The following is an 18,523-nucleotide window of genomic DNA, read 5'->3' as shown; positions in this document are numbered from 1 at the left end:
GCCGCAAGAAATGGTTTCCAGTCAAAAGTCATGTCTTTCACATGGCGGAAACAGGCATTTTTGTAAAGGATAAAACGATGGTGGATTTCGCTGCCCTGCAGAATCGTGAACAGACCCTGGCCGTGGTGGGCCTGGGCTATGTGGGCCTGCCCCTGGCCGTGGCTTTTTCCCGCCACATGAACGTGCTCGGTTTCGACATCAACGCCGGACGCATCGAAGAGCTGCGCAAAGGCCATGACCGCACCAACGAAGTGACCGACGAAGCCCTGGCCGCCGCCACGATCGAGTACACCTGCGACCCTGCCGACCTGGCCCGGGCCGCCGTGATCATCGTGGCCGTGCCCACCCCCATCGACGAACATCGCTCCCCCGACCTCACCCCCGTGGTGGGCGCCAGCCACACCGTGGGCCGCCACATGCCCAAGGGCTGCGTGGTGGTCTATGAATCCACGGTCTACCCCGGCCTCACCGAAGAGATCTGCGTGCCCATCCTGGAGCAGGAATCCGGCCTGACCTACGGCACGGATTTCACCGTGGGCTACTCGCCGGAGCGCATCAACCCCGGTGACAAGGTCCACACTCTGGAGACCATCAAAAAGATCGTCTCCGGCTCCGACCAGGCCACGGCCGACCTGCTGGCCCAGGTCTACGGCTCCGTGGTCAAGGCGGGCATCCACCGCGCCTCCAGCATCAAGGTGGCCGAGGCCGCCAAGGTCATCGAGAACACCCAGCGCGACCTGAACATCGCGCTCATGAACGAGCTGGCCATCATCTTCGAGCGCCTGGGCATCGACACCCTCGAAGTGCTGGAAGCCGCCGGTACCAAATGGAATTTCCTGCCCTTCCGTCCCGGTCTGGTGGGCGGCCACTGCATCGGCGTGGACCCCTACTACCTGACCTTCAAGGCCGAGGAGATGGGCTTCCACCCCGAAGTCATCCTGGCCGGTCGCCGCACCAACGACAACATGGGCAAATATGTGGCCGAATGCCTGGTCAAGCGCCTGATCAAGAACGGCAACGTGGTCAGCGGCGCGCGCGTGGGCATCCTGGGCTTCACCTTCAAGGAGAACGTGCCCGACCTGCGCAACACCCGCGTGGTGGACGTGATCCGCGAACTCAAGGAATATAATGTGGTCCCGCTGGTGCATGACGCCGAGGCCGACCCGGCCGAAGCCATGCGCGAATACGGGCAGGAGCTGGTGGATCTGGACCAGCTGCGCGACCTGGATGCCGTGCTGCTGGCCGTGAGCCACAAGGCCTACGCCGCCCTGACGCCCGAAGACATCAAGGCCCGCTGCAAGGACGGCAACAAGGCCGTGCTCATGGACGTGAAGGGCTTCTTCGACCCGCAGGCCATGCGCGCCGCGGGCATCGACTACTGGAGACTGTAAGCGCCGTGCTGCTGGTCTGTGCCGCCACCGCCCGCGAACTGCTGTCCGCCTTGCCGGAACAGGCCCTGGGGCCCGCTCCCGGAGCGGCATGCGGCCCGGCGGCGCAGACCGGCCTGCCGGAGCAGGAATTGCTGCCCCTGCACCTGGGCCTGCCGGCCCTGGCCTGCATCACCGGCGTGGGGCCCGTCAACGCCGCCCTCGGCATGGGGCTGGCACTGGCCGGGGCCCGACAGGCCGGACATGCGGTCTCACTGGTGCTCAACGTGGGCGTGGCCGGCAGCATGGACCTGCAACGGGCGCCCCTCCGTTCGCTCTGGCGGGTGGAGGAAGAGATCTGGCCGGAATACGGCCTGCACGACGGGACGGCTGTGGACGGCCCGTCGTTCGGTTTTCCCCAGTGGGAAGGGCCGCACGGGCCGGTCTTCGACCGTCTGCCCCTGGCCGCTCCCGCGCAGCTGCCCGCCTGCCTGTATGGGCTGCGCTCCCTGCCCGCGGCCACGTCCCTGAGCGTGGCGGGCGTCAGCGCTTCCCGGCAGCGTGTGGGACAGCTCCGGCAGGCCCATCCCGGGGCCCTGCTGGAAAATATGGAAGGTTTTGCCGTGGCGCTGGCCTGCGCCCGCCAGGGCATCGCCTGTGTGGAGGTACGCAGCGTTTCCAACCGGGTGGGGCCGCGCGCACCGCATGAAACGGATTTTCCGGGAGCCATGCGCCGTCTGGCGGATATCTGGCGCCCCGCACCATAAACCGAGATGTCGCTATGCTGCTTCTGAAAGCCCGTCTGGCACTGGAACTGCCCCCCATCAACAAGGCTCTTTCCCGGGCCGCCGAGGGCCTGCCCCATCCCGTGCGCCCCATCGCCCGCCACATTTTCGAAGCGGGCGGCAAACGCCTGCGCCCCCTGCTGACCATCCTCATGGCCCGCCTGCTGGGCTATGACAAAAAAGACATCTACGATCTGGCCGTCACCATGGAGATGCTCCATGCCGCCACGCTGCTGCATGACGACGTGCTGGACAATGCCGATACCCGTCGCGGCAAACCCGCCGCGCACACCATTTTCAACGCCACCAGCACCATCCTGGCCGGCGATGCCATGCTGGCCCATGCCAATGCCCTGGTGGCCCAGTGCGGCGACCCGCGCCTGTGCTTCTGCTTCTCCGAGGCCACCAGCCGCACCGCCGCCGGCGAGATCCTGGAGATCGCGGCCCAGCATCAGGTGGAGACCACCGCCGAGGAATACGAGGAGATCATCCGCGGCAAGACGGCCTGGCTGATCCGGGCCTCGTGCCAGCTGGGCGCCCTGCGCGCCGGTGCCGACGATGCCCTGGTGGAAGCCGCCGCCGCGTATGGCGAGAACATCGGCATGGCCTTCCAGATCGTGGACGACGCCCTGGACTTCGCCCCCCAGAGCGTCACGGGCAAACCTTCGGGCGGCGACGTGCGCGAGGGCAAGCTGACCCCGCCCCTGCGCATGTACCGCGACAGCCTGGACGATGCCGCCCGCGCGGCCTTCGACCAGGCCTTCAATGACGCTTCCTTCACCGACAGCGACGCCGAGCGCATCGCTGACGGCATCCGTGCGGCCGGTTTCGACCAGGCCACGCGCATGGCTGCCGAAGGCTATCTGGACAAGGCCCGCGCGGCCCTGGCCACCCTGCCCTCGGGACCGGAACAGGACATCCTGCAACAAATGGCCGACTACGTTCGCGACCGCAAAAAATAATCGCCTTATTACGGAGAACCGGCGGGATTCCCGCCGCCAAAGCGAGGACCGTATGCTCTATCGTGTGGAAACCGGGCTTCATGCCAACATTACCGATACCCAGGGCCGCAAGACGGCGCTGCATCTGCTCAAGGCGCTGCAGATCCCCGTTGCCGCCATCCGTCAGATCAAAGTCTACACCGTGGACGGTCTGGATGCCGCCCAGGTGAACCGTCTGGTGGACGAAGGCATCTGGCACGACCCCATCCTGCAGCAGGCCTCGCTGGAGCCGCTGCCCTTCGTGGAACCCGCCCCCCACTGGATCGTGGAAGTGGGCTACCGCCCCGGCGTCACCGACAACGAAGGCCGCACCGCCCGTGACACCGCCGCCATGGTGCTGGGCATCGCCCGTGACAGCCTGCGCGTCTACACCTCGGTGCAGTACCGCATCACCTGCACGCCCGACCGCATGCTCGGCCGTGAAGAGGTGGAGGCCCTGGCCCGCGACCTGCTCTGCAACACCCTGATCCAGCGCTTCCGCGTCAAGAGCGCCGAAGAATGGCAGGCCCAGCCCGGCTTCGAAGCCCAGGCCGCCAAGGTCACCGGCGAAGCCAACGACACCGTGGACGTGGTGCCCCTGTCCAGCATGGACGACGAGGCCCTGCAGAAAGCCAGCCGCGACAACACCTGGGCCCTGACCCTGCGCGAGCTGCACTGCATCCGCGACCAGTTCGCCACCCCTGACGAACAGGCCCGCCGCAAAGCCGCCGGTCTGCCCGCCGACCCCACCGACGTGGAAATGGAAGTGCTGGCCCAGACCTGGTCCGAACACTGCAAGCACAAGATCTTCGCCTCCCGCATCCATTACGAGAACAAGGAGACCGGCCAGCGCGAAGAGGTCAACAACCTGTACAAGACCTGCATCCGTGACGCCACGGCCGCCATCCGCAAGCGCCTGGGCGACGACGACTACTGCAAGTCCGTGTTCAAGGACAACGCCGGCGTCATCGCCTTCATCAACGGCTACGACGCCTGCATCAAGGTGGAGACCCACAACAGCCCCTCCGCCCTGGACCCCTACGGCGGCGCCCTCACCGGTATCGTGGGCGTCAACCGTGACCCCATGGGCACCGGCATGGGCGCGGAACTGGTCTGCAACACCGACGTGTTCTGCTTCGCCTCCCCCTTCTATGACAAGGAACTGCCCCCGCGCCTGCTGCATCCCCGCCGCGTGCTGGAAGGCGTGCGCGAAGGCGTGGAACACGGCGGCAACAAGTCCGGCATCCCCACCGTCAACGGCTCCCTGGTCTTCGATGAACGCTACCTGGGCAAGCCCCTGGTCTACTGCGGCACCGTGGGTGTGATCCCCACCGACGTCAACGGCCGCAAGGGCTGGGAAAAGAAGGCCGAAGTGGGCGACATCATCGTCATGACCGGCGGCCGCATCGGCAAGGACGGCATCCACGGCGCCACCTTCTCCTCCGAGGAACTGCACGAAGGTTCCCCGGCCACGGCCGTGCAGATCGGCGACCCCATCACCCAGCGCAAGATGTACGACTTCATCATGCGCGCCCGTGACCTGGGCCTGTACAACGCCATCACCGACAACGGCGCCGGCGGTCTTTCCTCCTCCGTGGGCGAAATGGCCGAAGACACCGGCGGCTGCGTGCTGGACATCGCCAAGGCCCCCCTCAAGTACGACGGCCTGCGCCCCTGGGAGATCCTGCTCTCCGAGGCCCAGGAACGCATGACCCTGGCCGTGCCGCCCGCCAAGCTGGACGAGTTCATGGAACTGGCCGCCCGCATGGACGTGGAAGCCACCGCCCTGGGCCACTACACCGACAGCGGCTTCTTCGACGTGCGCTACAACGACCGTCCCGTGGCCTCCCTGCCCATGGAATTCATGCATGACGGCGTGCCCCAGCTGGAACTGGAAGCCGTGTGGGAAGCCCCCAAGGTGGAAGACATCCGCGTGGACATGCCCGACAGCGAACAGGGCGCCTTCCTGCGCCGCATGCTGAACCGCCTGAACATCTGCTCCAAGGAATACATCATCCGCCAGTACGACCACGAAGTGCGCGGCGGCAGCGCCATCAAGCCCCTGTGCGGCGTCAAGAACGATGGTCCTTCCGACGCCGGCGTCATCCGTCCGCTGCTGGAATCCGATGCCGGTCTGGTCATCTCCCACGGTATCTGCCCCAAGTTCAGCGACTACGACACCTACTGGATGATGGCCAACGCCATGGACGAAGCCATCCGTAACGCCGTGGCCGTGGGCGGCAACCCCGATGCCCTGGCCGGTGTGGACAACTTCTGCTGGTGCGACCCCGTCCAGAGCGAGAAGACCCCCGACGGCCGCTACAAGCTGGCCCAGCTGGTGCGCGCCTGCAAGGCCCTGCAGCAGTTCTCCCTGGCTTTCGGCGTGCCCTGCATCTCCGGCAAGGACTCCATGAAGAACGACTACACCGGCGGCGGCGAAAAGATCTCCATCCCGCCCACGGTGCTGTTCTCGGTGATGGGCGTCATCAACAACGTCATCGCCACCCAGACCTCGGACTTCAAGGCCGCCGGTCACCACATCTACATGCTGGGCGGTACCTGGCGTGAAATGGCCGGCAGCGAAGCCTGCTCCGAACTGGGCCTCACCGGCGGCCGCGTGCCCAATGTGGACGCCTCCACCGCCATGCCGCGCTACCGCGCCGTGCACGGCCTCATGGGCCAGCGCGCCCTGTCCGCCTGCCATGACTGCTCCGACGGCGGTCTGGCCGTGGCCCTGGCCGAAATGTGCATCGGCGGCCGCCTGGGCGCCAACATCGACCTGGACGCCGTGCCCGCCATGGAAGACATGACCCTGACCGAACTGCTGTACAGCGAATCGGCCAGCCGCCTCATCGTCAGCGTGCGCCCCGACCTGGCCATGATCCTCGACATGCTGGGCAGCTGGCAGATCTGCCGCCGCATCGGTACCGTCACCGACGACAACACCCTGACCATGACCCGTGGCGGCGTCACCGTCCTGCAGGAAAGCGTGGACGACCTGACCACCGCCTTCAAGCGCACCCTGGACTGGTAAGTCCCGGCCCTGCCGCGAACACCTGGGGCGCCCCGCAAGGGGCGCCCTTTTTTGTTGCCCGCACCGCTGCTGCGGTCCTGTCGGCGACCCGTCGGCAACCAGCCTTCCACGGCAGGTGCCCTGACGCCGCTCTGTGGTGGCCATGATATCGAAGGCCCCGAAAAGCCCCTGCCGAAGGCCGGATCCGCTCCGGCCCGGACAGTCCTTCTGTCCTCTCCTCCCACCTCTCGCATGCGTGTTCCCAAAAGCGGAATATGCAATTCAGCCCCCCCTGACAGCCCGTGCAGGGGCCTCTTGCCCCCTTTCACAATATACATAAGAATTGCAGAAACTTTTAACTTTATATCAACTTTATATCTGCAAAAACTAACTTTATATATCAAAAAATAACAGTCGATATAAAGTTACCGGCTAACTGCATATCAACTGTTAATTACTCATCTTGGACAGGAAATTTTCCAGACTTTCTCTTGCAAAATTTGCCTGGTTTGACACAGAGCTTTTTTTCAGGCATCATGCCTCAATCTTTTTGTTTGGCGTTTCAGGCAAGCCCCGTTGTGCAGCCTTGACGGGGTGGGTCGTCCGACGACCTGCGCCGCGTGGGCAACCACGCCGCGTACCTGCTTCAACCAAGGAGTTTCTATGACCTCACATTCTTCCATGGGGATGCTGGCGCTGCTGCTGGCCTGTCTGCTGCTGGCCTCCCCCATGTCCGCCGCCTATGCCGGCGATGCAAAGACTGCTTCCTCCAGCCGTGATGTCTGGCTCAAACGTGCCCAGAGCAACGCCGATGCCTTCATGACCGGCATGGCCTCCTGGTACGGGGCCGACTTCCACAACAAGAAGACCGCCAGCGGTGAAGGCTATGACATGTACACCTTCACGGCTGCCCACCGCACCCTGCCCATCGGCACCGTGGTGCGCGTCACCGACAAGAGCAACGGCAAGAGCGTCATGGTCTGCGTGACCGACCGCGGCCCCTACGTGCGTGGCCGCATCATCGACCTTTCCTATGCTGCCGCCCAGCAGATCAACATGAACGACCGCGGCGTGGGCAAGGTCGATCTGGAAGTGGTCAGTGACCCCAGCGGCACCCCCCTGCAGAACGGACAGGCCTATTTCGTGCGTTACAAGGATGACCAGGTGGGCCCCTTCTTCGCCTTTGCCGACGCGGCCGCCATGCATGAAGCGCTGCGCCAGGGCCACCCCGAGGCCGAGGTCGTCCTGGACGATGCCGGCAACTAGCGCTCTGCCGCTCCCTTTTTTCCGGGCGCCCCGAGCGCCCTTTTTTTTGGCCTTCGATCAGCCCCAACCCCTTGTATTCCCGTTTTCTTTGGGGCAATGTCGAAAATCGTGAGTCATTTGGAAAACCGCAAATCCCTCGTCATGGAGAGCTGTCATGGGTTTTGTGCTTGCCCTTATTTCCTCCGCCGCTTTCGGTCTCATCCCGCTGTTCAGTCTGCCCCTGCTGCATAGCGGCCTGTCCGCGGACTGTGTCCTTTTTTACCGCTTCCTCTTCGCCTCCATAAGCCTGGGGCTCATTCTCATCCTGCGCCAGGAGCGCCTTGCCGCGCCCGCGCGCGACCTCGGCCTGCTGGCCCTGTTCAGCGTGCTCTACGCCCTGGCCGCCCTGCTCATGATCTGGGGCCTGCTCTACCTGTCGGGCGGCGTCACGGCCACCCTGCAATTCCTGTATCCGCTGATGGTCATGCTCATCATGACCATCTTCTTCCATGAAAAATTTTCCATCATCACGGCCAGTTCCGTGCTGCTGGCCATCCTTGGCGTGGCCTTGCTGGGCAGCGGCGGCGGTGATGACGGCGGCAGCCTTGACCCGCTGGGCGTAGGCCTGCTGCTGGCGTCGGCCCTGTGCAATGCTCTCTACATCTCGGGTCTGCATGTGGCTCGCATCCACAGCATCTCGGGCCTGAGCATCACCTTCTGGGTGCTGTTCTTCGGTACCGGCGTGTCCCTCGTCAATGCCCTGATCTCCGGGACCTTCGAGATCATCGGTACCTGGGAACAGCTGGCCCTGAGCCTGCTGCTGGCCATCATCACCGCGGTCATCTCCAACCTGACCCTGATCCTGGCCATCCAGCGCATCGGTTCCACCCTGGCCTCCATCCTGGGCGTGGGCGAACCGCTCACCGCCGTCACCGTGGGCATCCTCGTCTTCGACGAGCCCGCCACATTCGCCGTCTTCAGCGGCGTGGCCGTCATCTGCGCCGCCGTGGTCCTGGTCATGACCGGGCCGCAGATCCAGGCCTGGCTGCAGAAAAGAAAGCATGGGGAGTAGATACGAGGGGGAGAAGGCCATCTTTTTGGACACCTCTCCCCCTCAAACTCCCCTTCTCCCTGCCCAAATGTTTTTTTCAGGGGCAGTGGCGGTCCTCATGGCACGCAAGCCCGTCTCCTGCTGACCGTCTCCGACGACTCTTCCCGTCGGCCTGCACGCCCCGATCTTTCCCCGCAATCCCCATCCCGGGGCATGGCGTGCCGTATGCGCCTGGCTCACGGACGCACGACGCCTAGCTGCTCCTGGGCCCCTTCTCGTGCCGCTTCCCTTCCTGCCGTGGCAGAGGCCTGTTTCCTGCCATCGCCCCTCTCCCGTCCCCCTCCCTTCCCGCCATCGGTCGCTGTCGTGACCAGAGGCCTGGCCTTCCCTTTTGAGCACCGCCGCAGCAACGCTTTCCCCCTTCCCTCAAAAACAAAAAGCGGAGCCGCCCCGCAGGGCAGCTCCGCTCCATTCCGGAAAAACAGAACCAGAGACTACAGGCGTTCGGCCACCAGACGGCCCATCTCGGCGCAGCCCACCAGGGTGCAGCCGTCTTCCATGATGTCGCCGGTACGGAAACCGTCACGCAGGGTCTGGCGCACGGCATTCTCCACGGCGTCGGCTTCTTCGGACAGACCGAAGGCCAGACGCAGCATCATGCCGGCGGACAGGATGGTGGCCAGAGGATTGGCCTTGTCCTGACCGGCGATGTCGGGCGCGGAACCGTGGATGGGCTCGAACAGGGCCGGAGCCTGGGCGCCCATGGAGGCGGAAGGCAGCATGCCCAGCGAACCGGTGATGACGGAGGCCTCGTCGGAGAGGATGTCACCAAAGATGTTGCCGGTGAGGATGACGTCGAACTGCGAAGGATCGCGCACCAGCTGCATGGCGGCGTTGTCCACGTACATGTGGCTCAGTTCCACGTCGGGGTAGTCGGCGTGCACTTCCTGCACCACGGCCTTCCAGAGGCGGGAGGTCTCCAGCACGTTGCTCTTTTCCACGGAGCAGACCTTCTTGCGACGCTGGCGGGCGGTCTCGAAGGCCACCTTGGCGATGCGGCGGATCTCGTTCTCGTCGTAGATCATGGTGTTGTAGCCCACGCGCAGGCCGTTACGTTCTTCGATGGCGCGGGGCTCGCCGAAGTAGATGTCACCGGTCAGCTCGCGCACCACGATGAGGTCCAGACCGCGGGCCGCGATGTCGGAACGCAGCAGGCAGGCGCCGGCCAGTTCGGGCAGCAGCAGGGCGGGACGCAGGTTGGCGAACAGGCCCAGGGCCTTGCGGATGCCCAGCAGACCCTTTTCAGGACGGCGGGCAGGCTCGATATTGTCCCACTTGGGGCCGCCCACGGCGCCCAGATACACGGCGTCGGCCTTCTGGCAGGCTTCCACCGTGGCGGCGGGCAGCGGCTCGCCGGTGGCGTCGATGGCCGCGCCGCCGATGAGGGCGGGCACGAAGTCGAATTCATGGCCGAACTTTTTGGCCACAGCTTCCAGGACGGCCACGCCCTGGGCCACGATCTCGGGACCGATGCCGTCACCCGGCAACAGACAAATGGTCTTTTTCATCTTGATATCCTCATGCAGCGCCGCAGCACTGCGCTTGTGTGCAAAAACTGTCCTTGCTCCCCAGAAAGCCGCGAAGGGCACGCCTTCCGCAGCCTCCGCTCTTGCCCTGCCTCCACGGCACGCTCTCCCAAAACCACCGGGGGACAGGTACTCAGGGCACGATCACCGTCCTGCCCTGCCCCGTTATCGACCGGAACAAAAGTTTTCGGGAGGAGAGGGGGAGTTTGAGGGGGAGAGGGGCCCCTTTTCCAAAAGGGGCCCCTCTCCCCCTCAGCCAGCAGCTGTCCGCCTAGCCCTTGGCGGCCAGACGTTCCTTCACATAGTTGACCAGGCCGCCCTTGGCCAGGATGGCGGCCATGGAGGCCGGCAGGGGCGGGCACTGGATCTCGGCGCCATTGGTCAGGTCGCGGATGACACCGGTGGCGGCATCCACTTCCAGCTCGTCGCCGTCATTGATCTTGTCCACGTCGTCGCCCACTTCCATGAGCAGCAGGCCCATGTTGAAGGCGTTGCGGTAGAAGATGCGGGCAAAGCTGTGGCCGATGACCACGGGCATGCCCGCGCCCAGGATGGCGATGGGGGCGTGCTCGCGGGAGGAGCCGCAGCCGAAGTTGCGGCCGGCCACCATGATGTCGCCGGGCTTCACGCGCTTGACCCAGTCAGGTTCCAGACCGGCCATGCAGTTGGCGCCCAGTTCCTTGGCGTCAGAGGTCACCAGGAAGCGGGCCGGGATGATGGCGTCGGTATCGATATGTTCGCCCACCTTGTGGGCCGTACCTTTGTAATTCATGACGTGATCCTTTCTGAAAAAACGGCTTAGAGCTGGTCAGGGCCGGCGATGCAGCCCGCCACGGCACTGGCGGCCGCCACCACGGGGCTGGACAGGTAGACTTCGGAATCCAGGCTGCCCATACGGCCGCGGAAGTTGCGGTTGGTGGTGGCCACGGCGCGTTCGCCGTCGCCCAGGATGCCCATATGGCCGCCCAGGCAGGGACCGCAGGTGCAGGGGCCCACGATGCAGCCGGCATCCATGAAGACTTCCATCAGGCCTTCCTTGAGGCACTGCTTCCACACGGCGGGGGTGGAGGGCAGGATGATGCAGCGCACGCCCTTGGCCACCTTGCGGCCGCGCAGGATCTCGGCGGCATCGCGCATGTCGCTGATGCGGCCGTTGGTGCAGGAGCCCACCACCACCTGCTGCACGGACAGGTCCTTGAGCTCGGAAACGTTCTTCACGTTGGAGGGCAGGTGCGGACAGGCCACCACGGGCTCCTGGCCGGTCACGTCGATGTCCACCACGCGCTCGTACACGGCGCCTTCGTCAGCGGCAAGGCTCATGGTCACGCCGGGACGGCCGTGCTCGGCGCAGTACTGGCGGGTGAGCTCGTCCACGGCGAACAGGCCCACCTTGCCGCCGGCTTCGATGGCCATGTTGGCCATGGTCAGACGGCCTTCCACAGGCAGGGCATCGATGACGGAACCACCGAATTCCAGGGCCTTGTACAGGGCACCGTCCACGCCGATGGTCTTGATGAGCAGCAGCATCAGGTCCTTGCCGCGCAGCCACTTGGGCATCTGGCCGTTGATGTTCACGCGGATGGTCGGGGGCACCTTGATCCAGGTCTCGCCAAGGGCCATGCCGGCGGCGATGTCGGTGGAGCCCATGCCCGTGGCGAAGGCGCCGATGCCGCCGTAGGTGCAGGTGTGGCTGTCCGCGCCGATGACCACGTCACCGGGGCCCACCAGGCCGCGTTCGGGCAGCAGGGTGTGTTCCACGCCGCAGTCGCCGCCTTCGTAGTAGTGGGTGATGCCCTGCTCCTGGGCGAACTGGCGGCTGATCATCACCTGGTTGGCCGAGGCGATGTCCTTCTGGGGCGTGAAGTGGTCCATGACCAGGGCGATCTTGTCCTTGTCGAACACGCGGCTGGCGCCCATGCCCTTGAAGGATTTGATGGCCAGGGGGCCGGTGATGTCATTGGCCAGCACCAGGGACAGGCGGCACTGGACGATCTGTCCGTCGCGCTCGATGACGTCGTCGGTGTGGGCTTGCAGGATCTTTTGCGCAAGCGTCTGAGGCATGATGGTTCTCCTTGATACGGAATGCGATTGCGGGGGGAAGGAACCCCCTTTGACTAGCGCCCAAGGGGGTTCCTTCCCCCCGGCCCCCCCATCCTCCCCCAAATGCGCTTTATTCAGGAGGATGACAGACGGGGCGATGCGCCAGCTTTTCCCTGCTGAAGGTCTCCCGGCACCACCCCGGAAAGATCCGGGAGGTGGGCAGAGCTCCCACAGGGGCGGTCATAAAATATGCAGGGCTCTCCTGCTGGCTGCCTTTTCCTCTCCCCGGCGGGTCATTCCCGGACAGGGACACAGGGCGTACCCACGGGGCCTTGTGGCCCAAGAGCCACCTAGCCCCAACTAAAGCGCGCTGAGGAGGGGAGTTTGAGGGGAGGGGGCACCTCTCTCGCGCTAGGCGAGGGGTGCCCCCTCCCCTCAGGAACACTCGCTAGCTGTGCTGGCAGTGCAGACGCTCGCCTTCCTTTTCCTTCTTGGCCAGATGGTTGAGGGCGTTCACATAGGCACGCGCCGTGGCCACCAGGATGTCGGGATGGGCGCCGCGGCCCACAGCCGAGAACTCGCCTTCGCGCAGGCGCACGGTCACTTCGCCCAGGGCGTCGGTGCCGCCGGTGACGGCGTTGACCGCATACTGCTCAAGCTGAGGTTCACGGCCCAGCATGTCGTTGATGACATTGAAGATGGCGTCCACGGGGCCCACGCCGAAACCGGCGCCGCTCTTTTCCATACCATCCACGTCCATGAGCACGGCCGCCGTGGGCGGCACGCCGCCGGCGTCGGAGCTCTGCACGCTCACATGGCGCAGGCGGTACAGGTCGGGCATGCGGTAGACTTCTTCCTGCACCAGGGCCATGAGGTCATCGTCGTGCAGGGTCTTCTTGCGATCGGCCAGGGCCTTGACGGCCTCGAAGACGATCTGCAGCTGGTCGTCATCCAGACTGTAGCCCAGGCTCTCGAACTTGTTGCGCACGGCATTGCGGCCGGAATGCTTGCCGATGACGAGGTTGCTCTCGTTGCGGCCCACGGACTGCGGGGTCATGATCTCGTAGGTCTCGCGGTTCTTGAGCATGCCGTCCTGATGGATGCCGGACTCATGGGCAAAGGCGTTGGCGCCCACGATGGCCTTGTTGTTGGGGATGGGCTGACCGATGGTCATGGAGAGCAGGCGGCAGGAAGGATAGAGCTGCTCGGTGACGATGCCGTGCTCCAGACCGTAGTAGTCCTTGCGCACGCGCAGGGCCATGGCCAGCTCTTCGAGGGCGGCGTTGCCCGCGCGCTCGCCGATGCCGCTGATGGTCACCTCGGCCTGACGGGCACCCACGCTGAGGGCGGCCAGGGTGTTGGCCACGGCCAGGCCCAGGTCGTTGTGGCAGTGCACGCTGAAGATGGCCTTGTCGCTGTTGGGCGTGTTCTCGATGACGTAGCGGATGAGGTCGGCGAATTCCTGCGGCTGGGCATAGCCCACGGTGTCGGGCAGGTTGATGGTGGTGGCACCGGCCTTGATGGCGGTCTCCACCACGCGGCAGAGGAAGTCACGTTCGGAACGGGAGGCGTCCTCGGCGGAGAACTCCACGTTGTCGGTGTACCCGGCGCAGCGGCGCACCCCGGCTTCGATCATCTGCAGCACCACTTCGGGGTCCTTGCGCAGCTTGTACTTCATGTGCAGGGGCGAAGTGGAAAGGAAGGTATGGATGCGGGGATTCTTGGCGTCCTTCACGGCCTCCCAGCAGCGGTCGATGTCGCTGTCCATGCAGCGGCACAGGCCGGCCACCTGGATGGATTTCGCCTGCCGGGCGATACGCTGCACGGACTCGAAATCCCCCTGGCTGGAGGCGGGGAAACCGGCTTCCATAATGTCCACGCCCAGCACTTCGAGCTGGTGGGCAATACGGAGCTTTTCCTGAAGGTTCATGGTCGCGCCCGGCGACTGTTCGCCGTCACGCAGGGTGGTGTCAAAAAAGAACACGCGGTTGGACATGGATCTGACTCCTCTGATCGGACACCCGCGAAGGGTGCTTGTTTGTTATGCTACTGCATAACGGCCGCCCTGCCGGCGGCGATCAGAAGGTTCTCGATCCGCCCCCGCGGGGCGACAAACCGTTACGCAGCTTTCTCCTCGTCCTGCAGATTCAGGGCGCGTAGTAGCTGACGGTTACGACGGGGCAGAATGACAAAAGAGTAGTAGAGGCCGCCACAGATGTAGACGGCGCAGAGCAGGAAGCCGAACAGGCGCGGCTGGGCGTAGACCAGGCCAAAGATGACCATGACGGCCAGCAGATAGCGCACCGGATGGGCACGCAGGAAATCATACTCCTTGAAGGAGAAGTAGCGCACGCGGCTCACCATGAGCACGCCCAGGCCCAGCGCGATGACGATGCTGACATAGGGCAGGGCGGGCAGGAAGAACTCCGGCAGGATACCGGCGAAATACAGGAACGCCACCACCGTACAGCCCGCGGCGGGGATGGGCAGGCCGATGAAGAAGCGTTTGCCGGTCACGGCCGTGCTGATGTTGAAGCGGGCCAGACGCAGGGCACCGCAGGCGGCAAAGAGGAAGGCCACCACCACGCCGAAGCGGCCCAGGCTCTCCAGCTGCCACTGCCAGAGCAGGAAGGCCGGAGCAAGACCGAAGGCGATGAGGTCGGCCAGGGAGTCATACTGGACACCGAATTCGCTGGCCGTATGGGTCAGGCGAGCCACCTTGCCGTCCATGCCGTCCAGCAGAGCGGACAGCACGATGGCCAGACCCGCTTCTTCAAAACGGGACTGCACAGCCCAGACCATGGACAAAAAGCCCATGAACATGCTCAACGACGTGATGAGGTTGGGCAGGAGGTAGATGCTCTTGTGTACGGGCAGTTTTTTTTCTTGCGGCTGGGTGTCCACAACCATGCTCCACTTGACTCGAAATCAGTTTCTGGTGGCAAGCGTGCTCTGGCCTGCAAAGACCTGCTCGCCGATGTTCACAGAGGGAACATAGCCTTCGGGCAGGTAAAGGTCAACACGCGAACCGAAGCGGATCATGCCGTAGCGCTGGCCGCGCTCCAGGGCATCGCCTTCGGACACGCGGCAGACGATGCGGCGGGCGATGAGCCCGGCGATCTGCACCATGGTCCAGGCGGCGCCGTCTTCGCCGCGCAGCAGGTAGCCGCAGCGTTCGTTGTCGGTGGCGGCCTTGTCGTAGGCGGCGTTGACGAACTTGCCCGGCCAGTAGCGGATCTGCTCCACCACGCCGGTCACGGGCGAGCGGTTCACATGCACGCTGAACACGTTCATGAAGATGCTGATGCAGGTGCGTTCGTCACCGGTCAGGGGATCGGGCTTGCGCTCGATGCGGATGACGCGGCCATCGGCGGGGCTGACGGCCAGGCCGGGCGCGGTGGGCACCACACGTTCGGGGTCACGGAAAAAGTGGAAGGCGAACCAGCACAGGGCCAGAGCCAGGACAGCGGGGACCGGCCAGCCGAGGCAGGCAAAAACAAGGGCCGTCAGGGCCGTGATGCCGATGGTGGGCCAGCCTTCGGGGGTGATGCCGCAAGAAGCAGGGCGCATGCATTATCTCCTGATGGAATGGAAAACTGAGCTATAGCCTGTCGCCCGCCGCAAGGCAAGCGGACTTTTTCACGAGCTCTCCGGCAAGGTGGACCCTGTTGCGGCCGTGTTCCTTGGCGCTGTACAGGGCGCTGTCGGCGGTCTCCAGGAGCCGGGGCAGGGTCTCGGGCGTCAGCATCGCGACGGCGGCCACGCCCAGACTGATGGTCACATGCCCGGAGGGATTGCCGGGATGGGGGATGCCCAGCTGCTCCACGGTCTGGCGCAGGCGCTCGGCCACATGCAGGGCATGCTCCGGCGACACCTCGTCCAGGACCACGGCGAACTCCTCCCCGCCGTAGCGGAAGATCTCGCGGTCGCCGCCGCGCAGGCCGTCGCGCATGGCCTGGGCCACCCGGTGCAGGCAGGCGTCTCCTTCCTGATGTCCCAGCGTATCGTTGTAGATCTTGAACAGGTCCACATCCAGCATGATGAGGCTGGCCGCCTGCCGCAGCTCCGCCAGATCCGCCAGCCGCATGTCCAGGGCGCGCCGGTTGGGGATGCCCGTCAGGCTGTCCATGAGGCTCATGCGGGAGTAGGCGTCCTTCTCCTCTTCCAGACGGCAGCTGCGTTCCCTGAGGGAGCCCAGGTAGCCGCCGATGTCGGGCACAATGTCCACGACCTCCTGCAATTCGGTGATGCGGACAGCGGGGATGGGCTCCGGCTGCATGCCGTCACGCAGGCGGGAGAGGTTCCCGGCGATGCGCACCAACGGCCGCAGCAGGTCGCGCCGCAGCAGCAGGAGCAGGACAAGCAAAAAGGCCAGCAGCCCCAGCGTGAAGAGGAAGATGCTCCAGACGATGTAGTCCGTGGCTTCGGAAAGGGACTCCGCCTCTTCCAGGGAGCGCTGCAATTCGCGCGAGGAGACCTCATTGACCAGACGCAGCAGCTCGTCTTCCAAAGACTGCCAGAGGGCGCGGGCCTGGGCGTCGATAGCGAGTTTTTCCCGCCAGGCCTCGCCCAGAGCGCGCTTGTGCTTCCCGAACTGGTCGCAGATGTCCCGGAACTCTTCCGATCCTGCGCACATCTGCTCTACCGGAGCCATCAGGCGCTGCATCTTTTCAAAGGCCATCCGGCCATGACGCACGCCGTCCCGGCCGGTATGGGAAAAGATCACCTCCCCGGCCATCTTGCGCCCCGTGGCCTGTTCCAGACTGTTAAGGGCGAGCATCATCTCCATCTCGTGGCGATGGAGCCGGGAAAGGCCCTTGTCCGCCTCCATGCAGCTCACATAGAGCTGCCGGATGCGCGGCCCCAGCGCCAGGACTTCAGTAGCCACGGGCGAGGGATCATGGGCCATGCCGGCCAGCAGGGCCTGGGCATGCAGACGGGCCCGCCGCCGTTCCAGAGGGGCCTCGGCCAGATAGATGATGGCCAGCTGCTTGCGCAGCATGTTCAGATTGGTCCGGGTGCGCTGGGCTTCCAGGATCCCGGGCAGCTGGACGTCCTGCAAGGTCTTCACAGTAGTGCGGAAGCCGACAAGATAGGGCCAGAGCACAGCCACCGTCAGCAGGAGCATCAGGCACCAGGGCAGCACCAGCAGGACCAGGTAGCGGCGGGCCGGCAAAGATTTGTTGCGGATAAAGCCGATCATGGCAAAACTTTGGAAAACTCCCCTCCGGGAAAGATATCATGGAGATCCGGCAGCGTACCGCCGCCCGGTGTCAGTAGATGATATACTGGAAATAACTGCGGCTGCGGTTGTGGAGCTCCCCGCTGTAAAGCAGGGCCTTCAGCGCCCTGTTCACGGCATCCAGCAGTTCGGGGCGCCCGGCCCTGACCGCCACGCAGCTCCCCGTGGCTCTGGTTTCGGCATCGAAAGGGACATCCAGGCGGTCGAATTCCAGCCCTTCGTCCGTCAGCAAAAAGGCATAACCGGCCAGATCATTGATGAACAGCACATCGATGCTGCCCTGCCGCAGGCGCCTGATGAGCTCCTGCACACTGCCGGTGACGATGTCGGCCTCCGGCCAGAAGCCCCGGGCCCGCTGCACCAGCACGGAGCCCTGATAGACACCGATGCGGGCCCCCGCCTCTTCCGGACCGCGCCCGCCGGGACGCCCGATGCACATGGCCCGGGAGTGGTAGTACGGGGTACTGTAGAGCAGCCCTTCCTGCTTCGGCTCCAGGCGCTGGGCGAAGATCAGGTCAAAACTGCCGTTCCTGAGGCCCTGCACCAGGTCCGCCTGCGTGGTGAACGTCCAGACGCAGGTGCGCCCCAGACGTCGGCACAGGGAATCCGCCAGCTCGTATTCGAATCCCCGCCGCTGCCCGTCCTCGTCGATATACGACAGCGGCGGATACTCATCGCTGAGGCCGACGCGCAGGTCCCTGCCTGACGCAGCGGCAGATGTGGCGGCAAGGCACAGGCATAAACATAGGGCCGAGATAAGAAATTGTTGCATACGCAATTACCAATAATAATTTTTTGCACCCTACACTATTTTACGGTAAAAGCTAGTCCCCAGTGCGGTTGCCAGCCACGCCGCCAGTCCGTATAGTCGGGCCGAGGTGGAATATGAGACATTCGCCCCTTTTCCTGTTGGTCATCTGCGTCCTGGCGGCCCTGCTGGCCGCCTGCGGCCCCAAGGATATCGGCACCGGGACCTCGGAGCCCGACACCGTGCCGGCCGGCGTCAGCGGTGCGGACAGCATGCGCCAGCCCATGACCGGCAACAACAGCACCCAGACCATGTTGTATTATTTCAACCGGCCGGACGTCATGCAGTCCATGCAGCGCAGCCAGTTCAACATGTACATGCGCCACATGGGCCGGGACATCTCGCCCGAAGATCCCGCCTACCGGGCCGTCCCCCGGCAGCGCAGCCCCTTCCGTCAGTAGAGGAA

Annotated in this window: 15 protein-coding genes; 7 read left to right on the top strand and 8 right to left on the bottom strand. The window is 64.6% G+C overall.

The genetic code is table 11. The features are described 5' to 3' along the window. Positions 1-77: 77 nt before the first annotated feature. From ACQRAG_RS10460 to ACQRAG_RS10435, 6 genes are all read left to right on the top strand, one after another. On the top strand, positions 78-1,391 hold the full coding sequence (locus ACQRAG_RS10460; RefSeq protein ID WP_204675026.1) for a nucleotide sugar dehydrogenase: 1,314 nt from the start codon (positions 78-80) through the stop codon (positions 1,389-1,391). Positions 1,392-1,396: 5 nt separating this feature from the next. After that, positions 1,397-2,134 carry a futalosine hydrolase gene (gene mqnB, locus ACQRAG_RS10455; RefSeq protein ID WP_427804096.1) on the top strand — a complete coding sequence of 246 codons (738 nt, stop codon included), beginning with the start codon at positions 1,397-1,399 and terminating at the stop codon, positions 2,132-2,134. Positions 2,135-2,148: 14 nt separating this feature from the next. Then, positions 2,149-3,114 carry a polyprenyl synthetase family protein gene (locus ACQRAG_RS10450; protein ID WP_427804097.1) on the top strand — a complete coding sequence of 322 codons (966 nt, stop codon included), beginning with the start codon at positions 2,149-2,151 and terminating at the stop codon, positions 3,112-3,114. Positions 3,115-3,166: 52 nt separating this feature from the next. Continuing rightward, positions 3,167-6,166 (top strand): phosphoribosylformylglycinamidine synthase subunit PurS, encoded by a 3,000-nt coding sequence (locus ACQRAG_RS10445; RefSeq protein ID WP_168935866.1) that lies wholly within the window; start codon positions 3,167-3,169, stop codon positions 6,164-6,166. A gap of 642 nt (positions 6,167-6,808) precedes the next feature. After that, on the top strand, positions 6,809-7,411 hold the full coding sequence (locus ACQRAG_RS10440; RefSeq protein ID WP_204626359.1) for a septal ring lytic transglycosylase RlpA family protein: 603 nt from the start codon (positions 6,809-6,811) through the stop codon (positions 7,409-7,411). Between the two features lie 154 nt (positions 7,412-7,565). Beyond that, the gene (locus tag ACQRAG_RS10435) at positions 7,566-8,462 is read left to right on the top strand and encodes a DMT family transporter (RefSeq protein ID WP_304022815.1); all 897 of its coding nucleotides are present in this window, start codon (positions 7,566-7,568) and stop codon (positions 8,460-8,462) included. 473 nt (positions 8,463-8,935) lie between these two features. On the opposite strand, the gene leuB is transcribed toward ACQRAG_RS10435, so the two are convergent. The 8 genes from leuB to ACQRAG_RS10395 form a co-directional block, all read right to left on the bottom strand. Further along, positions 8,936-10,009 carry a 3-isopropylmalate dehydrogenase gene (gene leuB, locus ACQRAG_RS10430; protein WP_006008921.1) on the bottom strand — a complete coding sequence of 358 codons (1,074 nt, stop codon included), beginning with the start codon at positions 10,007-10,009 and terminating at the stop codon, positions 8,936-8,938. A gap of 289 nt (positions 10,010-10,298) precedes the next feature. Continuing rightward, positions 10,299-10,799 (bottom strand): 3-isopropylmalate dehydratase small subunit, encoded by a 501-nt coding sequence (locus tag ACQRAG_RS10425; protein WP_006008919.1) that lies wholly within the window; start codon positions 10,797-10,799, stop codon positions 10,299-10,301. 26 nt (positions 10,800-10,825) lie between these two features. Beyond that, complete coding sequence (locus ACQRAG_RS10420) at positions 10,826-12,088, bottom strand: 3-isopropylmalate dehydratase large subunit (RefSeq protein ID WP_168935863.1); 1,263 nt, start codon at positions 12,086-12,088, stop codon at positions 10,826-10,828. A 427-nt stretch (positions 12,089-12,515) separates the two neighbouring features. After that, positions 12,516-14,063, bottom strand: coding sequence for a 2-isopropylmalate synthase (locus tag ACQRAG_RS10415; protein WP_006008917.1), 1,548 nt, complete (start codon positions 14,061-14,063; stop codon positions 12,516-12,518). 122 nt (positions 14,064-14,185) lie between these two features. Further along, positions 14,186-14,977, bottom strand: coding sequence for a CDP-diacylglycerol--serine O-phosphatidyltransferase (gene pssA, locus ACQRAG_RS10410; protein ID WP_168935862.1), 792 nt, complete (start codon positions 14,975-14,977; stop codon positions 14,186-14,188). Between the two features lie 18 nt (positions 14,978-14,995). After that, positions 14,996-15,637 carry a phosphatidylserine decarboxylase family protein gene (locus tag ACQRAG_RS10405; protein ID WP_168935861.1) on the bottom strand — a complete coding sequence of 214 codons (642 nt, stop codon included), beginning with the start codon at positions 15,635-15,637 and terminating at the stop codon, positions 14,996-14,998. Between the two features lie 31 nt (positions 15,638-15,668). Next, a complete protein-coding gene (locus tag ACQRAG_RS10400) occupies positions 15,669-17,270 on the bottom strand; it encodes a diguanylate cyclase (protein WP_304021079.1) in 1,602 nt (533 codons plus the stop codon). A gap of 70 nt (positions 17,271-17,340) precedes the next feature. After that, positions 17,341-18,081, bottom strand: coding sequence for a substrate-binding periplasmic protein (locus ACQRAG_RS10395; RefSeq protein ID WP_289616456.1), 741 nt, complete (start codon positions 18,079-18,081; stop codon positions 17,341-17,343). Positions 18,082-18,194: 113 nt separating this feature from the next. Between ACQRAG_RS10395 and ACQRAG_RS10390 the strand changes: the two genes are divergently transcribed. Next, positions 18,195-18,518: a chemotaxis protein gene (locus ACQRAG_RS10390; protein ID WP_204626353.1), complete on the top strand. Its 324-nt coding sequence runs from the start codon at positions 18,195-18,197 to the stop codon at positions 18,516-18,518. Positions 18,519-18,523: the final 5 nt, after the last annotated feature.

This window comes from Desulfovibrio sp. SGI.230, from assembly GCF_050313065.1.
Taxonomy (GTDB): domain Bacteria; phylum Desulfobacterota; class Desulfovibrionia; order Desulfovibrionales; family Desulfovibrionaceae; genus Desulfovibrio.
This window is presented reverse-complemented; position numbering and strand designations above follow the sequence as displayed.